Consider the following 23889-nt stretch of genomic DNA (forward strand, 5'->3'; position numbering starts at 1 on the left):
CAGCTACACTTAAAAGTTTACCTTTACTCATATAGTTAGCAGTACTTTCAGCTTGTTTCCCCCATACTACTACAGGTATAAAGTCTGCTTCAGGTTGACCTTCCTTCTTAAATCTTCTATTAACCGCAATTGTAAATGTGGCTACAGCTGTACCTGTACCTGGAGTAAATTTCAACTCTGGGTCTTTGGTTAATCTTCCGATTAAAACAACTTTATTCATTATACCACCTACTTGCTTTCTGGATTGATTATGATATGTCTTATAACACCATCTGTAATTCTGAATACTCTATCTAATTCTTTAGGTAATTCAGCATCAGCTTTGAAATTGATTAATGTGTAGAAACCTTCATTAACTTTAGCGATTTCATAAGCTAGTTTTCTTCTACCCCATAAATCAACACTTTCGATTTCTCCACCATTGTTCTCTATTACACCTTTAAATTTTTCGATACCAGCTTTAACAGCTTCCTCATCTAATGAAGGGTGTAATATGAATATAGTTTCATATGATCTCATTAGTTTCACCTCCTCCCCCCGGACTAACGGCTGTGCTTTACACAGCAGGGATTACATCAATAAATTTTATCATATCATAAATAATAAGTCAAGTACTTAATTATTTGTTTTATTGATCTGTTGTTTTAATAACTTTTTTTATACTATTTTCAAATTTACTACGTGGAATCATTACAATTCTACTGCATCCAATACATCTTATCTTTATATCTGCTCCAACTCTTATAACTTCCCACTTATTACTTCCACAAGGATGAGTTTTTTTTGTTTCTACAATATCATTTAAATCAAATTCTTTCATACACATCTCCTTAAGTAATAGTATTAAACTTAACTAAGTTTAGTGTTTTTATTTAATATATTAATCAAATTTAAGTTCTTTTAATTTACTATTATTCAATTCATATATTGTTTTGTAAACTATTTTACTATCACCAATTAATTCTTTTAATTTACTTTGTTCTTCTACTCCAACCTTAAGACTTATTCCACAACTCTTAGTTATATAAGTAGGTGTAGGCATCATTATAACTTTAACTTTTTCATTAATACATATTGATTCTGCTTGCATAGCATCGTGAGTATTGTTAAAAGTTACTATATAAAAATCTTTCATATCCTATCTCCCAGTTAATTATTAAAGCTTTATTGTATTGCTTTTATTCATCATTTCTATTATAGCATACATATTTGTAATGTCACCAACCTTAAGTTCATCCTTTAATCCATAGAAATCTAAACATAATCCGCAGCTCTGAATATTAACCCCTCTTTCCTTTAATCTCTTTACACTATCCAATGTTAATGCTTCAGTTACTACAAGTTTTACTCCACTATTAAGGAATAATAAATTTTCAGGAATTACATCTGCCTCTGATAAAGCAAATAAATAACTCTTCATTAATGCTATTCCTAATTCATCATCACCATTTCCTAATTTATCCGACCCTACTACAATAGTTAATGTCTTATTTATATTTTCCTCCACTTTAACTGATTTCATAATTTTATTTGTACCCTCGCCTTTAACTATAGTTATATAAAATAAATTATTACCCTTTTCCGATACTTCATAACCAAATTCATTTCCCTGTGCAAATTTAACTATATTATTCTTTGCAATTTCATTATCTACTATAACTATACCTTCTCCAAACTCTATTCCATCAAAATATTTTTTTGTATTTACAACTGGAATTGGACAATTTAAACCCTTACAATCAATTGTACTGTTAACATTCTTCATAATTATTCTTCCCCCTATAAACCTAATTTGAATTTTAATTTTGAAAAGTTATAATAAATATAATCTTTTAGTTCATACATTGTATATATTGCCCTTATTGCTCAATTTTAAAATGATATAATTAATTGGTGTATATTATTGTATAAATTAATTATAATGTTGTATTATTAATTTGGTAATAATGTAATACAATATATTTAATATAAATTAATTATATCAAATATATCGTATATGTATTATTTAATTTTGTAATATATAGATTTAACTCATTATAAAATTGAATACTATAAATTAATCTAGGAGGTAAAATTATGCAAGTTTATGTGGATAATGCAGCAACATCATTTCCAAAACCAGATTCTGTCTATAATGACATTCTAAATTATATGACTAATATAGGTGCTAATCCTGGAAGAGGTGCTTCTACTTCTTCATTAAAAGGAAATAAAGTTATATTTCAATGTAGAAATACTATATGCGACCTTTTTAATTTTCACGATACTAAAAATGTAATTTTCACTTCAAATATTACAATGTCTTTAAATATACTTATTAAAGGAATTGTTAAAACAGGATGGCATGTTATAACTTCGTCAATGGATCATAATAGTACCCTTAGAACATTAAGTGACCTTAAAAACAAAGGTATAATTGAGCTTGATATAATACAGTGTAATGAGCTGGGCGAACTTAATATAAATGACTTCAAAAGTAAAATTAAAAGTAATACTAAACTCGTGTCTCTTTCTCATGGTTCTAACATAGTTGGTACTATTCAACCACTTGAAGCTGTCGGTAAAATATGTAGAGAGAAAAATATCTTTTTCATTATAGATACAGCACAAACTGCTGGTGTAATAGATCTTGATTTTAAAAAGCTTAACTGTAACGCTTTAGCCTTTACTGGTCATAAAAGCTTACTTGGTCCTCAAGGTATTGGGGGATTTATAATCGATGACTCTATGAATGAAATATGTTCTCCATTAATTGTTGGTGGAACCGGAAGTGTTTCTTCTGATATTATTCAACCAAACTTTCTTCCTGATAAATTTGAAAGTGGTACTATGAACTCCCCTGGTATAGCAGGTTTACTTTCTGGTATATCTTTTATAAAAAATGAAGGGTTATCTACAATTAAAGAGCATGAGGATTATCTGACTGAAACATTTATTAACGGAGTTTTAAATATACCTACAATGAATGTTTATGGTCATTTAACTACTGATAATAGAACGTCTACTATTTCTGTTAATTCTTCCATTATAGATAATAGTGAGTTGGGGTTCATTCTTGACTCCAATTATAACATCATAACTAGAACTGGACTTCACTGTGCTCCACTAGCTCACAAGACTATAGGTACATATCCTATAGGGACCTTGAGATTTAGTTTTGGATACTTTAACGATGATAAGGATGTATCTTACATTTTATCTGCATTAAACTCAATCATAAAAAATAATATGTAAAACTAAGATTAGTTTATGTATTAATAATATATATTTGGTAATACTTTCTAATATAGGAGGTGTTATTTATAGTTAAAAAAGTTGTTTTCGATGCATTGTCTGATAATTGTATATACAATATAAGGGAAACTATTTGTCCAGAATTAGTTCAAGCTATTAAAGATAAGAGGGATATTGTAATCTTGTGTGTAGGAACTGATAGATCTACTGGAGATAGTTTAGGTCCAATTGTTGGAGATAAACTTAAGTTTTTGGTTAGAGATAAAGTTTTTATATATGGTAATTTAGAAACTCCTGTGCATGCTAAAAACATTTCTGATACATATGAGTTTATAATAAATAATCGCAGTAATCCATTTATTATAGCTGTAGATGCTTCTTTAGGTAATCTCCAAAATGTAGGCAAGGTTATAATTGAATCTAAGCCACTATCTCCTGGTTTAGCACTGAATAAGAACTTACCAAAGGTGGGTGACTTAACTATTACTGGGGTTGTAAATATATCTGGCTCTCTTGAATTTATAGTTCTTCAAAATACTCGATTATATATTGTAATGAAATTAGCTGAAATTATAGCTTCAGGATTATATCATTCCATACTAAAAACCATAGGTGGACGCAAATCTTCATTTGATGATAATATTTCTGATATACAAGAATTAATAAAAATAGACTAAGATAAGGACAATAAATGTTTCATGTGAAACATTTATTGTCCTTATTTCTTATTTAAACCACTTTTACCAAGCACTCTCTGTTTTAAAAAATCATTATTAAAACTAACCATTAATAATACGAAATAAATATATTTATAATAACAAAGGAGCTATATTATTATAGCCCCACATTAATTATGTTAAATTTATTTATTATTATTTGTATTTATGGCTTGATGTAATACATTTTCTTCTTCTTTAGATAAGTCATATCTAGATATTCCATTATCTATTGGCTTTGCATATGTAATACTTTCATTTCTAGAATAAATACTAGTAATTATAACTCCATTATTAAATCCATCTAACATAGCTATAGAGTAACTTAAATCACTTCCTATATCTTCAAAAGCCTTATATCTTTGTATTGCAACTTTTTGAACACAAGATGTAACAGCATTTGATGTTTCATCACAAATCACTTTAACCTGCTCAGTAGCTTTATACATATCATCGATCTTATCTAAAGAATTCACTAATAACTCTTCTAGATTTCTATTGTTAGTTCCTCTCATTATCTTTCTATATTTATCTTTAAGTTTACTAATAGATATTAAAGAACTAATTACTATTATTATTAGTACAACTACTAATACCAATAATGCTAAAATTATTAGTATTTGATACTCACTAAGAAACTCTATTATTTCATTCAAATATATTCATCCCCTTTAAAATTGTTTCACATGAAACATTATAAAACATTTAAGATTTCTATTATTCTTTGCAAATCCTCTGGAGAATAATATTCTATCTCTATTTTACCTTTATTCTTAGAATTATTATTTATATTTACTTTTGTATTAAAATGATTTTCTAATTTACACTTTATATCTTTATAATATATATCTGTAACAGGTCTGCTAACTTCTTTTTTAGGTTCAGATTTTTTATAATTTCTAATTAAATTTTCTGTTTGTCTAACATTTAAATTTTCATCTATAACCTTCTGTGTAATTATATACTGTTCTTCTTTATCTTCTAACCCTAATATAGTTCTTCCATGACTTTCTGAAAGAACACCTTCTATAAGATATGCCTGTATTCTTTCATCTAGATTTAATAATCTTAATGAGTTAGCTATAGTACTTCTAGATTTAGAAACTTGTTTGCTTATTTCTTCTTGAGTAAGCTTAAATTCTTTGAGCAACTTTTTATATGCCATAGCTTCTTCTATAGGATTCAAATCTTCCCTTATTATATTTTCTATTAAAGATATTTCCATAATTTCTAAGTCAGATAAATCTTTAATAATTACAGGTACTTCTCTTAAATTCAAAAGCTTAGCCGCTCTCCAACGACGTTCACCAGCAATTATTGTATATATTTGTTCTTCTTCCTTAACAATAATAGGTTGTATTATTCCATGCTCTCTGATGGAATTAGCTAATTCCATTAGCTTTTCATCATCAAAATGTTTTCTTGGTTGTTCTTGATTTGCTCTAATTAAATTGATATTAATATTAAAAACTTGTTCTTTATTATTATTTTGAAAATCATTTTCTGGAATTAATGATGATAATCCTTTTCCTAAAACACCGGGTTTCTTCATTCTACTTTCCCCCCTGTCTACTAATAAACTCTTCTGCTAAAGCTTCGAATGCCTCTGCTCCCTTACACTTATCATCATATAACATTATAGGTAGTCCAAAGCTAGGTGATTCTGCTAATTTTATATTTCTTGGAATAAATGTATTGTAGACTTTACCATTAAAATAATTTTTGATTTCCTCTACAACTTCATTGCATAGTCTAGTTCTACTATCATACATACTCATGATTACGCCCTCTATTTCGAGGCTAGTATTTAAGTATTTTTTTATCAGTTCAATAGTACTCATTAACTGTCCTACACCTTCAAGTGCATAAAATTCACATTGTATAGGTATTAAAACTGAATCAGATGCTGTTAAAGCATTAATAGTTAATACACCTAAAGATGGTGGACAATCTATAAATATATAATCATAATCGTCTTTTATTTCGTCTATTTTATTCTTTAAAACCTTTTCTCTATTTTCCTGACTAATTACTTCAACTTCAGCAGCAGCCAAAGTCATTGTTGAAGGAGCAATGTAGAAATTATCTACAATTTCACTCTTCTTAATAATCTCACTTAAAGAAACGTTACTCGTTAAAACATCATACATAGAACAATGAATTTTTCTCTTATCTAAGCCTAAACCACTTGTTGTATTTCCCTGCGGGTCAATATCTATAGCTAATACCTTATTTCCATTCATAGCTAAGTATGAACATAAATTTATATTTGTAGTTGTCTTTCCAACTCCACCCTTTTGATTAAAAATACATATTACCTTCATTTTATTCCCCCCTTTATATATATAATCACCGGCATGTAAAAAACAATAATATAAATATTATTGAAACATTCTATTGACTTCCACTATATTTAACAATCATGATTTAGTTATTTTTATAAATCTTAAATATATACTTTACTATGTATATATATTATATATTGATATAGATTTTATTTAAAGTAATTATACTTATAAATTCCAATTTATTTGTACTTTTTTATCAATAAATATAGAAAAAAGCTACTAAATGTTTCATGTGAAACATTTAGTAGCTTTAAATATAAATTTGTTATTTTTTCTGTATGGTTATAGTTACCTGTATACTATCATCTAATTCCTTAGATCTATATTTAGCTTCTACTCCATACTTATCAAAAACTTGTTTTACAGTGTTTATGTATATTGCCGGACTAAAAGAACCCTTTATTCTTTTCTTACCATCTGCTGCAATATTATTATCACTGTGTACTAATTTTAATAATTCTCTATCAATTAATTCCTCAGTCTTCTTAACATTTAAAGAATCCTTAACTACAATATCTACTATCTTATCTTGAAGTTCAGTACTAGGCAACTTTAATAATGCCCTAGCATGTCTTTCTGTTAACTTACTCTTAACTAACGTGTTAACAGTATTTTCATCTAACTTTAAGATTCTAAGTTTATTAGCTATTGTAGATTGTTTTTTACCTATTACTTCAGACAGTTGTTCCTGTGTATAGGAATGAACTTTAATTAAGTTATTGTATGCTATTGCTTCTTCATAGAAATTAAGATCTTCTCTTTGTAAATTTTCAAGTAAAGCTATAGCTGCAGAATCTTTATCATTAATATTAACTATTATAGCTGGTACCTTAGGTAACCCAGCTTCCTTTGCTGCTCTCAATCTCCGTTCGCCAGCAATTAATTCGTAACTATTTTCATTTAATTTCCTAACAGATAACGGTTGAATTATTCCATAAACCTTTATTGATTGAGCAAGTTCTTTTATTGATTCTTCATCAAATACTTTTCTTGGTTGATACTGATTTGGGCATATTGAATCAACCTCTATATAATTAATAGTATTTTCCATTTTATACCATCCTTTTGTGAAATTCCTTCTCTACTATTAAAATTCTATACAAATTCAAAAAATCCTCTTTAAATAACATAATTTAACATAAAATTTTTATAAATTTATTTTATAGGATTTTTAGTCACCATCCCTGCTTTTCTTGGATACTTCTTAGGAGTATCTTTAACTTTTTTTACAACTAACAAGTTATGTTTTAGATCACTACCCTCAATATCAACCTCTATTATTTCTTCTATTACACCACCAAGTACTCTAAGCGCTACTGTAGATGTCTTTATTTCTTCTTCAATTGAAGGTCCTTTTAATGCTACAAAATAACCTCCAACCTTTACATATGGTAGACATAACTCTAAAAGTACAGTTAAATTAGCTACAGCTCTAGATACGGCTAAATCAAATGATTGCCTATACATTTCATCCTGTGCAAAATCTTCTGCTCTGCCATGAATTGTCTTGATGTCATTTAACTCTAGTTGATCTATAACTTCATTAAGAAAATTTATTCTCTTATTTAATGAATCTAAAAGTACCATTGAACTATTTGACTTTACAATTTTCATAGGTATACCAGGGAATCCTCCACCTGTACCAATATCTATAATAGATTTTGCCTCTTTGACATATGGAAATTCAAATACCTTAATAGAATCAATAAAATGTTTCTTAATAATTTCCTCATCTTCCGTTATTGCAGTTAAATTTATTTTTTGGTTCCATTCTTTTATAAGCTCTTTATATTTTATAAAATTATTATACATACTTTCATCAAAGCTTAATCCTTCATTACTACAAGCTTCATTTAATATATTAAAATACTCCATTCTAACCTCCAAATATTTAATTTATACTATATCTTTATAAACCTTTTATTCTACTAAATTCATAAATATATCCTTAATTAAAACCCACTAATTATTACCTCGCATTAATTGGTAGGTATTCTAATTATATACATTAAACTAAACTCTCTTGATACATTTATATAAAGTTATCAACTACTCCTGATTTTCATTTCTTTTCCTTTGCTCTAAGCAGATTAAAAGAACAGTTATATCAGCTGGTGATACACCAGATATTCTCGATGCTTGACCGATATTAATTGGCCTAATAACATCTAATTTTTGTATAGCTTCTGTCCTTAACCCTTTAATTGTATTATAATCTAAATCCTCAGGTATAAGCTTAGTCTCATACTTTTTAAATTGATTGATTTGTTCTAATTGCTTCATTATATAGCCTTCATATTTAGAAACAATATTCACTTGTTCTGTAACTTGATAGCTAAGTTCATTTCTATCAGGGTCTAGCTCTTCAACGTTGTGATAATCTAACTCTGAACGTTTAATTAACTCATACAATGAAGTTGGTTTTTTCAGTTCCGCAGAACCTTTACTTTCCAAGAATTCATTTACTTCCCTTTTACCAGTTATTTGTATACCTTTTAATCTTTTAATTTCCTCATCTATTTCAAATCTTTTTTGCTTAAATGCATTATATCGTTCTTCTTTTACTAATCCTACTTCATATCCTATATCTGTTAGTCTTAAATCAGCATTATCCTGTCTTAGTAACAGTCTATACTCAGCTCTTGATGTCATCATTCTATATGGTTCATTAGTTCCTTTAGTAACTAAATCGTCTACAAGAACCCCTATGTAACAATCTGATCTTCTTAAAATTAAAGGTTCTTTGCCCTTTATCTTAAGTGCCGTATTTATACCTGCTAGTATTCCTTGCCCTGCAGCTTCTTCATAGCCTGAACTTCCGTTTATCTGGCCTGCAGAAAATAATCCATCTATATTCTTAAACTCTAATGATAACTTTAACTGAGTAGGGTCAATACAATCATATTCTATTGCATATCCAGTTCTCATTACTTCTACATTTTCAAGCCCTTCTATTGTCCTTAAAAAAGCTACCTGAACATCCTCAGGAAGAGAACTACTCATACCTTGAACATACATTTCTTCAGTATTCTCACCCTCTGGCTCTATAAATAACTGATGTCTTTCCTTATCTCTAAATCTCATTACTTTATCTTCTATTGATGGACAATATCTAGGACCAGTACTTTTTATTGATCCATTATATAATGGTGATCTATCTATATTTTCTAATATAACATCATGAGTCTTACTATTTGTATAAGTTAAGTAACAAGATATCTGATTTCTTTTAATATCTTCACTCATAAATGAAAATGGTACTACATTCTCATCACCCTTTTGCTCCTCCATTTTAGAAAAATCTATAGACCTAGCATTAATTCTGGCTGGAGTACCTGTTTTAAACCTTCTTAATGGTATTCCTAAATCAATTAATGACTTAGATAATTCATTTGCAGGAAATAACCCACTTGGTCCCTCATTCGCTACAACTTCACCAACTATAACCTGTGATTTTAGATAAGTACCACTAGTTAATATTACACCCTTACAACTAAAGTAAGCGCCGTATTTAGTAAGTACACCTTTAATAACCTTATCCGGAGCATCAATACTTATAACTTCTAATTGTTTTAAATATAAATTAGGTTCCTTCTCTATTACATTTTTCATTCTCTCTGAGTATCTTTTTCTATCTGCTTGTGCTCTTAATGAATGTACCGCTGGGCCTTTAGATATATTAAGCATTCTAGATTGAATATAGGTGTTATCAATATTAACTCCCATTTCTCCACCTAATGCGTCTATTTCTCTAACTAAATGTCCCTTTGCAGTACCTCCTATATTAGGATTACATGGCATAAATCCTACACTATCAAGATTAAGCGTACACATTAACGTCTTTAATCCCATTCTAGCTGTAGCCAATGCCGCCTCACATCCCGCATGACCAGCTCCAATTACAACTACATCATATTCTCCTGCTAAATATTTCATCATATCACCTACTTACCTAGACAAAAATCCTTAAATATTTTATCTATTATATTTTCTTCAAGGGAATCCCCTGTTATTTCACCTAAAAGTGTCCATGCATTTCTTACATCAATGGATGCTAAATCTATTGCAAAAGTATTTTTTAATATATCTATAGCACTCTCTATACATTCATAAGACCTAAATAATGCCTCTTTATGTCTCGTATTTGTTATTATAACATTATTAGTACTAATCTCACCTTTAAAAAATAATTCTTTTATAGATGTTCTTACATCCTCTATACCCTCACCAGTTTTAGCTGATATATTAAATATATTTTTACAATTTAAGTGTTCTAAATTTTCTCTTGTTATCTCACTATTTAAATCACTCTTGTTTAATAATATCATATATTTTTTATCACTTATATGATGAATAATATCCTTATCTTCCTCTGTTAGTCCATTACTAGAGTCTAATATAAGTATAACTAAATCAGCAGATTCTATTTTCTCCTTAGATCTTTCTACCCCTATCTTTTCTACAATGTCCTCAGTTTCTCTTATTCCTGCTGTATCTATTATCTTTATAGGTAGCCCTGCTATGTTAATATATTCTTCAATAACATCTCTTGTTGTTCCTGGAATATCTGTAACTATAGCTCTATTTTCTTTAGTTAAGGCATTAAGCAATGAAGATTTTCCTACGTTTGGCTTTCCTACAATTACAGTACTTAATCCTTCCCTTAGTATTTTACCTTCTTCTGCTGTATCCATAAGTCTCTTAATTTCTATTCTAACTACTTCTAAATCTTTTATAGCCATATCAGCTGTAACTTCCTCTAAATCATCCTCTGGATAATCTACAGTAGCCTCAATATGTGCAATTGTAGAAATAAGACTTCCTCTAAGATCCCTTATTTCCTTGGAAATCAATCCCTCACTCTGCATTAAAGCTGATTTCATACTAAGTTCAGTTTTTGCATTTATTATATCAATTACAGCCTCAGCTTGAGATAAGTCTATTCTTCCATTTAAAAATGCTCTCTTTGTAAATTCACCTGGTTCTGCAAGTCTAACCCCTTGCTTTATAACTGCCTCTAAAACCTTATTAGTTGCAACCACACCACCGTGACAATTTATTTCTAGTGTATCTTCAGCAGTAAAGCTTCTTGGTCCTTTCATAAATGAAACTATAACTTCATCTATATGGTTACTATTTTCATCTATTATATAGCCATATCTCATGGTATAAGTTTTCATATCCTTAAGTGATTTTCCATTCTTAGCTTGAAATATTTTATCAACTAATTCCTTAGATTTGTCTCCTGAAACTCTTATTATCGCAATTCCACCTTCACCAATGCTTGTTGATATTGCTCCTATTGTATCAAAATCCTTCATCTTCTTCCCTCCTGGTAATTCATGTCATATTAGATCTATATAAATACTAATTAAACTCCTCATAATCCTTATATTATAAATTCTACCCATAAAATCTCATTGTATCACATTGTATAAAAAATAAAAAGAAAGCCTATTAGGCTTTCTTTGATTCGATAACAACTCTTCTATAAGGTTCATCACCTTCACTATGAGTAGTTACATATTCATTGTTTTGAAGCGTTGAATGTATAACTCTTCTTTCATAAGGGTTCATCGGTTCAAGTTTAAGTGTTTTTCCACTCAGCCTAACCTTATCGCCCATCTTACAGGCTAATTTCTTAAGTGTCTCTTGCCTATTATATCTATAGTTAACAGTATCAAGAATTACCCTCTTATATGTTTCATCATGATTTTTGTTTACAACTAAACTTACTAAATATTGAAGCGAATCTAATGTTTCACCTCTATATCCTATTAGAACTCCCATACTAGGTCCTACTAAGTTAATTTTTATTTCATTATTTTCTTCTTTTATTTGGATTTCAGCTTTTATATTCATAGCTTTTAATACATCATCCAAAAATTTAGTTGCATCTCCAATGTAATCTCTTTTTAAAGTCACCTTAACTTTGGCTGGCTTAACCCCTATTATATTCAAAAATCCCTTGCTACCTTCATCTAAGACTTCTATTGTAACCTTATCTTCCGTAACATCTAATTCTTTTAAGGCATTTTTTATAGCTTCTTCAGCAGTCTTGCCAATCATTTCAATATTTTTCATGCTTTAGATACCGCCCTTTCAATAATAAAATGGTTTATTATGCAGCTTTAGTTGTAGGCTTTTTATAAATTTTATTTAAAATCATAGATTGTACCATTTGTATTAAGTTTCCTATTGTCCAATAAAGTACTAATGCACCTTCAAATTTAAGTGACATAAATCCAAAGAAAACTGACATACCAATATTCATCATAGCAGTTTGTTTTGCTGCATCACCAGTTGCTGGCTGCATTGATCTAGTTGAAAAATAAGTGGTTAACCCTGAAACTACTGGTAATATATACCATGGATCAGGTTTCATTAAATCTGGCATCCATAAGAATCCAGCTCCTTGATAATCAATTGATTTAAATACATAAAATAATGCAATCATTATCGGAAATTGAACAAGCATTGGTAAACATCCACTAAGTGGTGATATATTATTATCTTTATAAATCTTCATCATTTCAGTTTGTTGTCTTTGTGGATCATTTTTATACTTTTCTTTAAGTTTTTGAACTTCAGGTTGAATAGCACCCATTTGTGCAGTTGATTTTGTTTGCTTTAATGACAATGGTAATAAACATATCTTTGAAATTAAAGTAAATACTATTATTGCGATTCCAAAAGATATATCGGGATTTGCAATAATTGTCTGTATACCTCCATGTATTACATCGAATACCTGTATGAATATATCAGATAAGAAATTTCTCAAATTAACCCCTCCTAGATTATACTATTTAACCTACTTACCTATTTAACAGGGTCATATCCGCCCTTATGATAAGGATGACACCGTAAAATTCTCTTAATAGCCATAAATCCCCCTTTGATTGCACCGTATTTTTCAATAGCTTTCATTGCATACGCTGAACAACTTGGTTCATATATACAACAGGGTACCTTCATAGGAGATATATATTTTCTATAAAATTTAATTACTATTAGTAATATTTTTTTCAACATTATTAAGCCCTGATTTCCTAAATAAATATTTTACTGAATTTTCAATTTCCTTATAACATTTATCATTTGAAGCACTTCTTGCAACAAAAACCAAATCATAGCCTTGTTTTAACCCTTGCTTATTCAGTCTAGCACTCTCACCTATAAGCCTTTTTACTCTACTTCTAACTACACTCTTTCCAACTTTTTTACTTACAGATATACCTATTCTGTTAATGCCCTTATTATTTTTGAGCACATATAATACTAATAGAGATGTAGCTGTAGATTTTCCTCTTCTATATACTAATCTAAACTCGGGATTTTTTCTTAGCCTTTCTTCTTTCATAGTACCTGTTGCTCACTTTCCTAATTACAGAAAAAGGCCACATTAGCGGCCCTTATGCTGTCAGTTTTTTTCTTCCCTTTTGTCTTCTTCTTCTAAGAACATTTCTTCCAGAAGCTGAACTCATTCTTTTTCTGAATCCGTGCTCTTTCTTTCTATGTCTTTTTTTAGGTTGGTAAGTCATAAACATGTGCTGCACCCCCTTCGCTATCTTTAGTCATTTATAGTAATTAACTTATCACTACTTTATAAGTTTCACTATTAGATTATAAATGTAACTAAGATTAATGTCAAGATAACTATTTAGAACAATTTATTACATTATTAATATGTCATAATTATTTATATTTTAAACCATATTGTTAATAAAACTTCCACAAAACTTATTTTTTTGTGGATAACTTATTGAATAGCAACTAATCTTTTGTTATCATTAGATAGGATTGTTGATAAACTATTTTTCGAACAAGTTATACACAGTCTGTTGATTAAACTGTTAATAACTATGATTTCATCTTATTTTTTTGTATTTTTCGATGAATTTTAGCAGTTTATACTACTAAATGCCTGTGTATAACTCTAAACAGGTGTTGTTAATAACAACAATTTATCATTCAATAAAAATACAAGTTATAAACATGTGAATAAAAATTTTAACAATTGTAAACAACTTTATATATATAATTTATTATGTTGATACTATTGTGGATTTTTATATGTTTCTAATACTAATAATAGATATAAATGTTTTATAGGAGGATATAAAATGAACACCTATGTAAAAGAAATTTGGGAAAAAGCCTTAGAAATACTTAAAGCTGAACTCACAGAAGTAAGTTTTAATACTTGGATAAAAAGTATTGACCCATTAAATACTACTGATTCATCTATAACTCTTGGTGTTCGTAACGACTTCACTAAGGATATATTGGAGAATAGATACAAGGATTTAATAAAAAATTCTATTCAGGCGGCATGTAATAAAACTTATTCAATTAATTTTGTAATAAGTTCAGAAGAAGCTTCAGATTTAGAAGCTTCATCTGCTAAAGATCACTCTAAAAAAAGAACTTTAGTTGTCAATGATGAAATGTCTGCTACCCTAAATCCTAAATATACCTTTGATTCTTTCGTTATAGGTAATAGTAATAGATTTGCTCATGCAGCATCTCTTGCCGTGGCTGAATCCCCTGCTAAAGCCTATAATCCATTATTCATCTATGGTGGAGTTGGACTTGGAAAAACTCACTTAATGCATGCTATTGGACATTACATCCAAAATGTAAATTCTAAGTCTAAAGTTGTTTATGTTTCTTCTGAAAAGTTTACTAATGAGCTTATTAATTCTATTAAAGACGATAAAAATGTTGATTTTAGAAATAAATATAGAAACGTAGATGTACTACTAATTGACGATATACAGTTTATAGCTGGCAAAGAGCGTACTCAGGAGGAATTTTTCCATACATTTAATGCTCTTCATGATGCAAATAAACAAATTATACTTTCAAGTGATAGACCGCCAAAAGAAATTCCTACATTAGAAGACAGACTTAGATCTAGATTTGAATGGGGTCTTATAGCTGATATTCAAGCTCCAGATTTTGAAACTAGAATTGCTATCCTTAAGAAAAAAGCTGATGTAGAAAATCTTAATATACCTAACGAAGTTATGGTATATATAGCTACACAAATTAAATCAAATATAAGAGAGTTAGAGGGTGCTCTAATAAGAATCGTTGCATACTCTTCTTTAACTAACAAAGATATCAGTGTAGATTTAGCTTCTGAAGCTTTAAAGGATATAATTTCTAATAGAAACTCAAGACAAGTTACCATTGAGCTAATACAAGATATTGTATCTAGTTACTATAACTTAAAGGTTGAAGATTTTAAATCTGCTAGAAGAACTAGAAATGTATCATTCCCAAGACAGATTGCTATGTATTTATCTAGAAAACTTACAGATACCTCTCTACCTAAGATAGGTGAAGCATTTGGTGGTAGAGATCACACCACAGTAATTCATGCTTATGAAAAAATATCCCAAAATTTAAAAAAAGATGAAAGTCTTCAATCAGCTGTAGCTGAGTTAACTAAAAGAATAAATCAAAAATAATTAATAACAACTGTTAGTAATTATTAAGAATTCAATTGTGGATTAAATTTTAAAAACATATAAGTTCTTAACAATGTGGATAACTACTAAAAATACACAATAGTTTATCCACAATTATTTTACATAAAATTTGTTGGTATTATTGGTGTTAAGGCACTTATTAACAAACTAACAGCCCCTACTACTATTACTACTAAATATTATTATATTATCTAAGCTATTTAAGGCTATTTTTTTATGTGTATAAGGAGGATTTTAAAATGAAATTTTTAATAGAAAAAAATATACTTCAAGAAGCAATCTCCGATGTCCAAAAAGCGATTACAGGAAAATCCACATTACCAATACTTCAAGGAATCTATATGTCTGCAAAAAATGGTGTTGTAACTTTAATTGGATCAGATATAGAAGTAAGTATAGAAACACAGGTAGCTGCAAACATTATAACTGAAGGGGATGTAGTACTTGATTCTAAAATATTTGGTGAAATCATAAGAAAACTTCCAAATGATATTGTTGAAATTAGTGAAATAAACAATACTGAGGTTGAACTAAAATGCCAAAAATCAAATGTTCAATTAGTATATCTTAATCCTAGTGAATATCCAACACTGCCAAGTATAGAAGAAGATGTTGTATTAACTGTATCTCAAAAAAAATTAAAGAATATGATAAAATCAACTATATTTGCTATAGCACAAGATGATACAAGACCAATTTTAACAGGTGTGCTACTTGAAATAAAAGAAAACAAGTTAAATATGATAGCATTAGATGGATTTAGGGTTGCATTAAAAAGTGAAACCATGAGTTGTAAATCAAACAAAGAATCTGTAATTCCAGGAAAAACTCTTAACGAAGTTTCTAAAATTCTTAAGGATACTGATGATAATGTTCAGATTACATTTACAAAGAACCATATATTGTTTAATTTTGGTAACACAAAGGTTATATCTAGGTTATTAGAAGGTGACTTTATAAAATATGAATCTATAATACCAAAAGAACATAATCTAAAGGTTACTGTAAATAGACATGAAATATTAGGCTGTATAGAAAGAGCCTCTCTTATGGCTAAAGACGGAAATACTAATCTTGTTAAGTTCGATATATGTGATGATACCTTGGTTGTGACTTCTAATTCTCAATTGGGAAAAGCTCGTGAGGAGATGCAGATAATTTTGCAAGGTCAAGGAATGAAAATTGCATTTAATTCTAAATACTTAATAGATGTGTTTAAAATAATGGAAGAAGATAACGTAATAATGGAATTTACATCTTCTGTATCTCCATGTGTAATAAAAAATCAGGAAAGTGATAGTAGTGTTTATCTATTACTTCCAGTAAGAGTTGCGAATAACAATTAGGATGTGAGAAATAATGGTAGAAATAAAAATAGAAACAGATTTTATAAAGCTAGACTCATTTTTAAAATTTACTGGAGCTACGACTTTAGGATCAGAATCTAAATTCTATATCCAAATTGGTGATGTTAAGGTTAATGGTGAAGTTGAGATAAGAAGAGGAAAGAAATTATATCCAGGTGATAAAGTTGAATTCCAAGAAGAAATCTATATTGTTAAGTAACTATTTAAGGTAAAGGCTGATTTGAAATTCAGCCTTTGATTTTTGTAGATAAATTCTTAGATCGTAAGCCTGAGATTTAGCTATATTTATATTTTTACAGTAATTTTCACACTTAGAATCTATATTATGATATAATTTTAGGTGGGTGTTTTTATGTATGTAAAATATTTGAATTTGATAAATTTTAGAAACTATAAAAATATGGCTTTAGAGTTATGTGATGGAACTAATGTTTTTCAAGGGGATAATGCCCAAGGGAAAACCAATATCTTAGAATCACTTTATTATGCAAGTGTAGGTAGATCACATAGAACTAATAAGGATAAAGAGCTTGTGTCATGGGAAGAGTCTGAAGCTTATATAAGTGCCTATGTAGTTAAAGAACGTTTAAATAAAAAAATAAATATAAAGTTTTTTAAAGATGGTAAAAAGGCAATTAATATAAACTCAATAAAGATATCTAAACTTCAAGAATTAGTGGGTGTACTTAATGTCGTTATGTTTTCGCCAGAAGATTTAAATATAGTTAAAGATTCACCTGCATTTAGAAGAAGATTTTTAGATATTGAATTATGTAAGTTAGATAAAAAATATTATTATTGTTTATCAGCATATAAAAAGGTTTTAAACGAGAGAAATGTTATTTTAAAAAAATTTAATAGTAATGATGATATGATAGATATATATGACATTAAATTAGCTGAATTTGGAAGTTACATAATAAATGCTAGAATAAATTATATAGAAAAACTAAATAAATTTTCTAAGTTAATTCATAATGATATAACTCAAGGTAAAGAAAATATTGTTTTTGATTATTTGATGCAACTTAAAAATAAGGATAATTTACAAGAAGAATTGTATAAATTAATTAAGACGAATAGGAAAAAAGATTTAGAAAAGAGAGTCACATCAGTGGGACCACATAGAGATGATTTTTCTATATATGTAAACAATATGGATGTTAAAGTTTTTGGATCACAAGGACAGCAAAGAACATCTGTGTTAACAATAAAATTTGCGTCATTATACATAATAAAAGATTTAATTGGTGAATATCCATTGTTATTACTTGACGATGTGTTGTCTGAACTAGATACAAAAAGGCAAGAATATATATTGAAATCTATAAATGGTATACAGACATTAATTACCTGCACAGGTATTATAGATATAAAGAGTAATCTAAAGGCAAATAACATTAAAATATTTAATGTTGATAAAGGAATTATAAAAGAAATAACATCAGGTAGTTAGGAGGAAATACTATGTTTTTACACTTAGGCGAGAGTGTAGTAGTGCCAATTAAAGATATAATAGGTATTTTCGATGTGGAATCTACTATGTATAGTTCAGATACTAGTCAATTCTTAAGATTGGCAGAAGAAGATGGATTTGTAGAGCGGATAACTAACGACAAACCTAAGTCATTTATTATAGCTGAAGTAAATAAGAAAAGTAAGATTTATTTGTCGCCAATATCATCTTCGACTTTATGTAAAAGGACCAATATATCATACTGTGAACTTTAGGGTAAGTTAGGAGGATAGCTATGAGTAATAATGAAAAATATGATGAGAATCAGATACAAGTCCTTGAAGGGCTTGAGGCTGTTAGAAAAAGACCAGGAATGTACATTGGAAGTACCAGTATTAGAGGACTTCATCATCTAGTTTATGAAATAGTTGACAATAGTATAGATGAGGCTTTAGCAGGGTTTTGTCAAAACATAGATGTAACTATTCATGAGGATAATTCAGTAACTGTAGTAGATGATGGTAGAGGTATGCCAGTAGGTATACATCCTAAGATGAATATACCTACGGTTGAAGTTATAATGACGGTGCTTCATGCTGGAGGAAAATTTGGCGGTGGAGGATATAAGGTATCAGGTGGATTGCATGGTGTTGGTGCATCTGTAGTTAATGCTTTATCAGACTTATGTGAAGTTACAATAAAAAGAGAAGGTCACATATGGAACCAAGTTTTTTCAAAAGGAAAGTCTATATCTCCATTTAAAGAAATAGGGGATTCAGATGATCATGGTACAACTATTCATTTCATGCCAGATATGAGTATATTCGAGAGTATAGAATTTGAATATGAGACATTATCTCAAAGATTGAGAGAACTTGCATTTTTAAATAAGGGTATAAATATTAAGATTAAAGATGAACGAGATGGAAAACATAATGAGTTTCATTATGAAGGTGGAATAAAATCATTTGTTGAGTATTTAAATAGAAATAAAGGTAAAGTCCATAGTGAACCAGTTTATATAGAAGGTGTAAAGAATACAACAGCAGTAGAAATAGCATTTCAATATAATGACACATATAACGAAAATTTATTCTCATTCGCTAACAATATAGATACAGCAGAGGGTGGAACACACTTAGTTGGATTTAAAACCGCATTAACTAGAATCTTAAATGACTATGCTAAGAAATTTGGATTTTTAAAGGAAAATGATAAAAATCTAAGTGGAGAGGATGTAAGAGAAGGATTAACAGCAGTAGTATCTGTTAAACTTACAGATCCTCAATTTGAAGGTCAAACCAAGACTAAGTTAGGTAATAGCGAGGTAAGAGGTATAGTTGAGTCTGTTCTTGGAGATGTTGTAAGTTCATTTTTAGAAGAAAATCCAGCAATAGGTAAAGCAATTATTGATAAAAGTTTGAATGCAGCAAGAGCTAGAGAAGCAGCTAAAAAGGCTCGTGAACTTACAAGAAGAAAATCAGTATTAGAAAGCACAACATTGCCTGGTAAACTTGCAGATTGTTCATCTAAAGATCCATCAGAGTGTGAAATTTATATAGTTGAGGGAGATTCTGCGGGAGGTTCTGCAAAGCAAGGTAGAGATAGAAAATTCCAAGCTATACTTCCACTTAGAGGAAAGATAATGAATATAGAGAAACAGAGGCTTGATAAGATATTAGCATCGGAGTCTATAAGATCTATGATAACTGCATTTGGAGCTGGTGTTGGTAAGGATTTTGATGTGTCCAAGATAAGATACTATAAAATAATAATAATGACAGATGCTGATGTAGATGGAGCTCATATTAGAACTCTGTTACTAACATTTTTCTATAGATATATGAGAGATCTTATAGATAAAGGTCATGTATTTATTGCGCAACCACCACTTTACAAAGTTAAAAAAGGTAAAATTGAGAAATATACTTATAGTGATGCTGAGCTTGAACGGGCTCTTGTGGAACTTGGTGGAAAAGATAGTGCTACAGATATTCAAAGATACAAAGGTCTTGGGGAGATGAATCCAGAGCAGCTATGGAGTACTACAATGAATCCGGAAAGTAGAACATTATTACAAGTAAATGTTGAGGATGCAATGGCTGCAGACGAAATATTTACGATACTAATGGGAGATAAGGTAGAGCCACGTAGAGAATTTATACAAGATAATGCTAAGAGAGTTAGTAACTTAGATATATAGTGATAGGTTATAATAAAGGTAGGTGTAGAAATGGATACCATAGATAAAATAATACCAATAGATATAAAAAATGAGATGAAAAAATCTTATATAGATTATGCCATGAGTGTTATAGTTGGGAGAGCGCTACCAGATGTTAGAGATGGATTAAAGCCTGTTCATAGGAGAATATTATTCTCAATGCATGAATTAGGTATAACTTATGAAAAAGGTTATAGAAAATGTGCGAGAATAGTCGGAGATGTACTAGGTAAATATCATCCACACGGTGATAGTTCTGTTTATGATGCTTTGGTTAGAATGGCACAAGATTTTTCAATAAGATATATGTTAGTTGATGGTCATGGTAACTTTGGATCAGTAGACGGAGATAGTGCGGCAGCAATGAGATATACAGAAGCTAAAATGAGCAAGATATGTAGCCAAATGCTTCGTGATATTAATAAAGATACTGTAGACTTTACTCCTAACTTCGATGGTGAGGAAGAAGAACCATCAGTGTTACCTGCAAGATTTCCTACATTACTTGTAAATGGATCCTCTGGTATAGCAGTTGGTATGGCAACTAACATACCTCCGCATAACCTTACGGAAGTAATAAATGCCGTAATTATGCTAATTGATAATCCGGAAGCCACAGTTGCAGATTTTATGACTGAAATAAAAGGTCCTGACTTCCCAACAGGTGGCATAATACTTGGTAAGAGTGGATTTAGAAGTGCATATGAGACTGGAAGAGGAAGAGTATTAGTTAGATCACAAGCTGAAATAGAAGAGCATAATGGTAGAAATAGAATAATTGTATCAGAGATACCGTATATGGTTAATAAGGCTAATCTTATAGAAAATATAGCAAATCTTGTAAAAGAGAAGAAAATTGATGGTATATCTGATTTGAGAGATGAATCAGATAGAGAAGGTATGAGAATTGTTATAGAACTTAAGAGAGATGCAAATGCAAATGTAGTTTTAAATAGATTGTATAAACATACAAAGATGCAAGATACATTTGGTATAATAATGCTTGCATTAGTTAATAACGAGCCTAAGGTTCTTAACTTAAGACAAATTCTTGTACATTATTTAAACCATCAAAAGGATGTTGTTACAAGAAGAACTATATTTGATCTAGACAAGGCAAATGCTAGAGCACATATCCTTGAAGGTTTAAGAATAGCACTTGATCATATAGATGCTGTAATATCATTAATCAGAGCTTCAAAAACAACTCAAGAAGCTAAAGATGGATTAATGAATGAGTTTGATTTATCTGAAAAGCAATCACAAGCTATATTAGATATAAGACTTCAAAGATTAACAGGACTTGAAAGAGAAAAAATAGAAGATGAATATAAGGAATTAATGAAAATTATAGAGTATTTACAATCAATACTTAACAGTGAAGAAATACTACTTAATATTATAAAAGAAGAGTTAACTGAAATAAAAACTAAATATGGTGATGATAGAAGAACAATCATCGAAAAAAATCCATATAGCTTTGAAGATGAAGATTTAATTGATGATGAAGATATTGTAATTACATTGACACATGGTGGGTATATAAAGAGAATACCAGCTGATACTTATAATGCTCAAAAAAGAGGGGGAAGAGGAATTCAAGGTATAACTACAAAAGAAGATGATTTTGTAGAGCATATTTTAATAACTCCAACCTTAAATAATATAGTATTCTTTACTAATAAGGGTAAGGCATATAAGTTAAAAGGATATGAGATTCCTGAAGGTGGTAGAACTGCTAAAGGAACTAATATAGTTAATATACTTCCACTAGATGCAGGTGAGAATATACAAGCAGTTATGTCTATAAAAACATTTGATAGTAATAATTATCTATTGATGGGAACTAAGTCAGGTATGGTTAAAAAGACATCTCTAGATAAGTTTGAAAACATAAGGAAAAATGGACTTAATGCTATAAATCTTAGAGAAGATGATGAAATTGTTGGAGTTAGAATAACTAAAGGCGATGATGAAGTATTATTTGTAACTAAGAATGGATATTCTATAAGATTTAGTGAAAAAGAAGTTAGAAACATGGGAAGAACTACAACAGGTGTAAAGGCTATAACTCTAAGAGATGGAGATTTTGCAGTATCTATGGTTATAGCTAAAGAAGAAGAAGAACTACTTGTTATTAGTGAAAATGGATTTGGAAAGCGAACAGCTATATTTAATTACACACTTCAAAGAAGAGGTGGAAAGGGTATAAAAACCTATAAAATCTCAGAAAAAACTGGTAATGTTGTAAGTGGTAGAGTTGTTAGGGATGTTGATGAAATGATGCTTATTAATAGCAATGGAATAATAATAAGGATTAATGTAAAAGATATTTCAACAACCAGTAGAAATGCAATGGGCGTTACACTTATGAAGACTGGAGAAGATGTAAATATAGTAGCTGTGGCAAAAATTAACTATAATAGCGACAATGTAAAGCCTGAGGATGAGCAAATATCAATAGAAGAGTTAGGCGAAGAAACTGCAATTGTAGAAGAAAACAAAATTGATTTAGATTAAGTACAGTATAAATATATTTAGAAGTAGGAATTAAACTATGTAATTAGATTAATTCCTATTTTTTTTATGTGTAATATTAAAAAACTAAGATTATCTTCATAGTTTTAAATATAATAAAGTATATAGTAAATAAGTAATTAAAGTCATAAAACAATAGATTAATAGTATAATAATCAAACACATATCCATGCGTATCAATATAAGCAATAATTAGCATTTTAATGAATTAAGGAGTAAAATTAGTATAATAATTAATAAATGGACGAATATATTAGTTGTTAATTTATTAATCATGATAAGATATGTCTTGTCGCTGAGAGATGCGGTAAAGAAACAACAGCAATTAAGAGTAAACTTCTTAATAAATTGAGAAAAACTTTTTAAATAAAGTTGTTGACAGATAAGAGATTATCTAGTAGAATTAAAAGAGTCGTTGGTAGTAATCGATGATAGTAATAAGATAAGAAATTGGTCTTTGAAAATTAAACAGAGAAAAAGGTAAAACCAGTTAATTCCGATAGATA

At 29.2% G+C, this 23889-nt stretch carries 26 protein-coding genes; 9 read left to right on the forward strand and 17 right to left on the reverse strand.

The window, feature by feature from the left end; all coding sequences use genetic code 11:
- The 5 genes from RSD37_RS14925 to yedF form a co-directional block, all read right to left on the reverse strand.
- Window positions 1-220: single-stranded DNA-binding protein (locus RSD37_RS14925; RefSeq protein ID WP_346947540.1), on the reverse strand; the 220-nt coding region annotated here is incomplete at its 3' end.
- Window positions 221-228: 8 nt separating this feature from the next.
- The gene (gene rpsF / locus RSD37_RS14930; RefSeq protein WP_346947541.1) at window positions 229-519 is read right to left on the reverse strand and encodes a 30S ribosomal protein S6; all 291 of its coding nucleotides are present in this window, start codon (window positions 517-519) and stop codon (window positions 229-231) included.
- 109 nt (window positions 520-628) lie between these two features.
- On the reverse strand, window positions 629-820 hold the full coding sequence (locus RSD37_RS14935) for a DUF951 domain-containing protein (protein ID WP_346947542.1): 192 nt from the start codon (window positions 818-820) through the stop codon (window positions 629-631).
- Window positions 821-880: 60 nt separating this feature from the next.
- Window positions 881-1135, reverse strand: coding sequence for a DUF3343 domain-containing protein (locus RSD37_RS14940; RefSeq protein WP_346947543.1), 255 nt, complete (start codon window positions 1133-1135; stop codon window positions 881-883).
- A gap of 21 nt (window positions 1136-1156) precedes the next feature.
- Entirely contained in the window at window positions 1157-1765 is a 609-nt protein-coding gene (gene yedF, locus RSD37_RS14945) for a sulfurtransferase-like selenium metabolism protein YedF (protein ID WP_346947544.1), read from the reverse strand.
- A 311-nt stretch (window positions 1766-2076) separates the two neighbouring features.
- On the opposite strand from yedF, the gene RSD37_RS14950 reads away from it, so the two are divergent.
- Window positions 2077-3234 (forward strand): aminotransferase class V-fold PLP-dependent enzyme, encoded by a 1158-nt coding sequence (locus tag RSD37_RS14950; protein ID WP_346947545.1) that lies wholly within the window; start codon window positions 2077-2079, stop codon window positions 3232-3234.
- Window positions 3235-3302: 68 nt separating this feature from the next.
- Complete coding sequence (yyaC, locus tag RSD37_RS14955; RefSeq protein ID WP_346947563.1) at window positions 3303-3911, forward strand: spore protease YyaC; 609 nt, start codon at window positions 3303-3305, stop codon at window positions 3909-3911.
- A 185-nt stretch (window positions 3912-4096) separates the two neighbouring features.
- Here yyaC and RSD37_RS14960 read toward each other — a convergent pair whose 3' ends face one another.
- The 12 genes from RSD37_RS14960 to rpmH form a co-directional block, all read right to left on the reverse strand.
- Window positions 4097-4606: a DUF4446 family protein gene (locus RSD37_RS14960; RefSeq protein ID WP_346947546.1), complete on the reverse strand. Its 510-nt coding sequence runs from the start codon at window positions 4604-4606 to the stop codon at window positions 4097-4099.
- A 38-nt stretch (window positions 4607-4644) separates the two neighbouring features.
- Window positions 4645-5502, reverse strand: a complete 858-nt coding sequence (locus tag RSD37_RS14965; protein ID WP_346947547.1) for a ParB/RepB/Spo0J family partition protein — start codon at window positions 5500-5502, stop codon at window positions 4645-4647.
- Window position 5503: 1 nt separating this feature from the next.
- Window positions 5504-6274, reverse strand: a complete 771-nt coding sequence (locus tag RSD37_RS14970) for an AAA family ATPase (protein WP_346947548.1) — start codon at window positions 6272-6274, stop codon at window positions 5504-5506.
- 289 nt (window positions 6275-6563) lie between these two features.
- Entirely contained in the window at window positions 6564-7349 is a 786-nt protein-coding gene (locus tag RSD37_RS14975) for a ParB/RepB/Spo0J family partition protein (protein WP_346947549.1), read from the reverse strand.
- A 104-nt stretch (window positions 7350-7453) separates the two neighbouring features.
- On the reverse strand, window positions 7454-8173 hold the full coding sequence (gene rsmG / locus RSD37_RS14980) for a 16S rRNA (guanine(527)-N(7))-methyltransferase RsmG (protein ID WP_346947550.1): 720 nt from the start codon (window positions 8171-8173) through the stop codon (window positions 7454-7456).
- A gap of 174 nt (window positions 8174-8347) precedes the next feature.
- Window positions 8348-10234 (reverse strand): tRNA uridine-5-carboxymethylaminomethyl(34) synthesis enzyme MnmG, encoded by a 1887-nt coding sequence (gene mnmG, locus RSD37_RS14985; protein ID WP_346947564.1) that lies wholly within the window; start codon window positions 10232-10234, stop codon window positions 8348-8350.
- Between the two features lie 8 nt (window positions 10235-10242).
- Window positions 10243-11619, reverse strand: coding sequence for a tRNA uridine-5-carboxymethylaminomethyl(34) synthesis GTPase MnmE (mnmE, locus tag RSD37_RS14990; protein WP_346947551.1), 1377 nt, complete (start codon window positions 11617-11619; stop codon window positions 10243-10245).
- Between the two features lie 136 nt (window positions 11620-11755).
- Window positions 11756-12382: an RNA-binding cell elongation regulator Jag/EloR gene (jag, locus tag RSD37_RS14995; protein WP_346947552.1), complete on the reverse strand. Its 627-nt coding sequence runs from the start codon at window positions 12380-12382 to the stop codon at window positions 11756-11758.
- Between the two features lie 37 nt (window positions 12383-12419).
- Window positions 12420-13082: a membrane protein insertase YidC gene (yidC, locus tag RSD37_RS15000; protein ID WP_346947553.1), complete on the reverse strand. Its 663-nt coding sequence runs from the start codon at window positions 13080-13082 to the stop codon at window positions 12420-12422.
- 38 nt (window positions 13083-13120) lie between these two features.
- The gene (gene yidD / locus RSD37_RS15005) at window positions 13121-13330 is read right to left on the reverse strand and encodes a membrane protein insertion efficiency factor YidD (RefSeq protein WP_346947554.1); all 210 of its coding nucleotides are present in this window, start codon (window positions 13328-13330) and stop codon (window positions 13121-13123) included.
- Window positions 13302-13661 (reverse strand): ribonuclease P protein component, encoded by a 360-nt coding sequence (gene rnpA / locus RSD37_RS15010; protein ID WP_346947555.1) that lies wholly within the window; start codon window positions 13659-13661, stop codon window positions 13302-13304. The genes yidD and rnpA overlap by 29 nt, the downstream gene beginning before the upstream one ends.
- Window positions 13662-13713: 52 nt before the next feature.
- The gene (rpmH, locus tag RSD37_RS15015) at window positions 13714-13848 is read right to left on the reverse strand and encodes a 50S ribosomal protein L34 (RefSeq protein ID WP_346934211.1); all 135 of its coding nucleotides are present in this window, start codon (window positions 13846-13848) and stop codon (window positions 13714-13716) included.
- Window positions 13849-14424: 576 nt separating this feature from the next.
- On the opposite strand from rpmH, the gene dnaA reads away from it, so the two are divergent.
- The 7 genes from dnaA to gyrA all read left to right on the forward strand — a co-directional run bounded on the left by dnaA (window position 14425) and on the right by gyrA (window position 23365).
- A complete protein-coding gene (gene dnaA / locus RSD37_RS15020) occupies window positions 14425-15777 on the forward strand; it encodes a chromosomal replication initiator protein DnaA (RefSeq protein WP_346947556.1) in 1353 nt (450 codons plus the stop codon).
- Between the two features lie 260 nt (window positions 15778-16037).
- Window positions 16038-17144, forward strand: coding sequence for a DNA polymerase III subunit beta (dnaN, locus tag RSD37_RS15025; RefSeq protein WP_346947557.1), 1107 nt, complete (start codon window positions 16038-16040; stop codon window positions 17142-17144).
- Between the two features lie 13 nt (window positions 17145-17157).
- Window positions 17158-17364 carry an RNA-binding S4 domain-containing protein gene (locus tag RSD37_RS15030; RefSeq protein WP_346947558.1) on the forward strand — a complete coding sequence of 69 codons (207 nt, stop codon included), beginning with the start codon at window positions 17158-17160 and terminating at the stop codon, window positions 17362-17364.
- A 153-nt stretch (window positions 17365-17517) separates the two neighbouring features.
- The gene (gene recF / locus RSD37_RS15035) at window positions 17518-18621 is read left to right on the forward strand and encodes a DNA replication/repair protein RecF (RefSeq protein ID WP_346947559.1); all 1104 of its coding nucleotides are present in this window, start codon (window positions 17518-17520) and stop codon (window positions 18619-18621) included.
- 11 nt (window positions 18622-18632) lie between these two features.
- Window positions 18633-18896, forward strand: coding sequence for an extracellular matrix/biofilm biosynthesis regulator RemA family protein (locus RSD37_RS15040; protein WP_346947560.1), 264 nt, complete (start codon window positions 18633-18635; stop codon window positions 18894-18896).
- A 20-nt stretch (window positions 18897-18916) separates the two neighbouring features.
- A complete protein-coding gene (gene gyrB / locus RSD37_RS15045; protein WP_346947561.1) occupies window positions 18917-20824 on the forward strand; it encodes a DNA topoisomerase (ATP-hydrolyzing) subunit B in 1908 nt (635 codons plus the stop codon).
- A gap of 30 nt (window positions 20825-20854) precedes the next feature.
- Window positions 20855-23365: a DNA gyrase subunit A gene (gene gyrA, locus RSD37_RS15050; protein ID WP_346947562.1), complete on the forward strand. Its 2511-nt coding sequence runs from the start codon at window positions 20855-20857 to the stop codon at window positions 23363-23365.
- Window positions 23366-23889: the final 524 nt, after the last annotated feature.

Origin of the sequence: Clostridium sp. (assembly GCF_036646415.1) — a bacterium.
GTDB lineage: Bacteria > Bacillota > Clostridia > Clostridiales > Clostridiaceae > Clostridium_J.

What these genes read in the sequence shown, in the direction of transcription:
- rpsF (WP_346947541.1), bottom strand. Translation starts at nt 519, where the DNA reads ATGAGATCATATGAAACTATATTCATATTACACCCTTCATTAGATGAG.
- RSD37_RS14935 (WP_346947542.1), bottom strand. Translation starts at nt 820, where the DNA reads ATGAAAGAATTTGATTTAAATGATATTGTAGAAACAAAAAAAACTCAT.
- RSD37_RS14940 (WP_346947543.1), bottom strand. Translation starts at nt 1,135, where the DNA reads ATGAAAGATTTTTATATAGTAACTTTTAACAATACTCACGATGCTATG.
- yedF (WP_346947544.1), bottom strand. Translation starts at nt 1,765, where the DNA reads ATGAAGAATGTTAACAGTACAATTGATTGTAAGGGTTTAAATTGTCCA.
- RSD37_RS14950 (WP_346947545.1), top strand. Translation starts at nt 2,077, where the DNA reads ATGCAAGTTTATGTGGATAATGCAGCAACATCATTTCCAAAACCAGAT.
- RSD37_RS14965 (WP_346947547.1), bottom strand. Translation starts at nt 5,502, where the DNA reads ATGAAGAAACCCGGTGTTTTAGGAAAAGGATTATCATCATTAATTCCA.
- RSD37_RS14970 (WP_346947548.1), bottom strand. Translation starts at nt 6,274, where the DNA reads ATGAAGGTAATATGTATTTTTAATCAAAAGGGTGGAGTTGGAAAGACA.
- RSD37_RS14975 (WP_346947549.1), bottom strand. Translation starts at nt 7,349, where the DNA reads ATGGAAAATACTATTAATTATATAGAGGTTGATTCAATATGCCCAAAT.
- rsmG (WP_346947550.1), bottom strand. Translation starts at nt 8,173, where the DNA reads ATGGAGTATTTTAATATATTAAATGAAGCTTGTAGTAATGAAGGATTA.
- mnmG (WP_346947564.1), bottom strand. Translation starts at nt 10,234, where the DNA reads ATGAAATATTTAGCAGGAGAATATGATGTAGTTGTAATTGGAGCTGGT.
- mnmE (WP_346947551.1), bottom strand. Translation starts at nt 11,619, where the DNA reads ATGAAGGATTTTGATACAATAGGAGCAATATCAACAAGCATTGGTGAA.
- jag (WP_346947552.1), bottom strand. Translation starts at nt 12,382, where the DNA reads ATGAAAAATATTGAAATGATTGGCAAGACTGCTGAAGAAGCTATAAAA.
- rnpA (WP_346947555.1), bottom strand. Translation starts at nt 13,661, where the DNA reads ATGAAAGAAGAAAGGCTAAGAAAAAATCCCGAGTTTAGATTAGTATAT.
- rpmH (WP_346934211.1), bottom strand. Translation starts at nt 13,848, where the DNA reads ATGTTTATGACTTACCAACCTAAAAAAAGACATAGAAAGAAAGAGCAC.
- dnaA (WP_346947556.1), top strand. Translation starts at nt 14,425, where the DNA reads ATGAACACCTATGTAAAAGAAATTTGGGAAAAAGCCTTAGAAATACTT.
- dnaN (WP_346947557.1), top strand. Translation starts at nt 16,038, where the DNA reads ATGAAATTTTTAATAGAAAAAAATATACTTCAAGAAGCAATCTCCGAT.
- RSD37_RS15030 (WP_346947558.1), top strand. Translation starts at nt 17,158, where the DNA reads ATGGTAGAAATAAAAATAGAAACAGATTTTATAAAGCTAGACTCATTT.
- recF (WP_346947559.1), top strand. Translation starts at nt 17,518, where the DNA reads ATGTATGTAAAATATTTGAATTTGATAAATTTTAGAAACTATAAAAAT.
- RSD37_RS15040 (WP_346947560.1), top strand. Translation starts at nt 18,633, where the DNA reads ATGTTTTTACACTTAGGCGAGAGTGTAGTAGTGCCAATTAAAGATATA.
- gyrB (WP_346947561.1), top strand. Translation starts at nt 18,917, where the DNA reads ATGAGTAATAATGAAAAATATGATGAGAATCAGATACAAGTCCTTGAA.
- gyrA (WP_346947562.1), top strand. Translation starts at nt 20,855, where the DNA reads ATGGATACCATAGATAAAATAATACCAATAGATATAAAAAATGAGATG.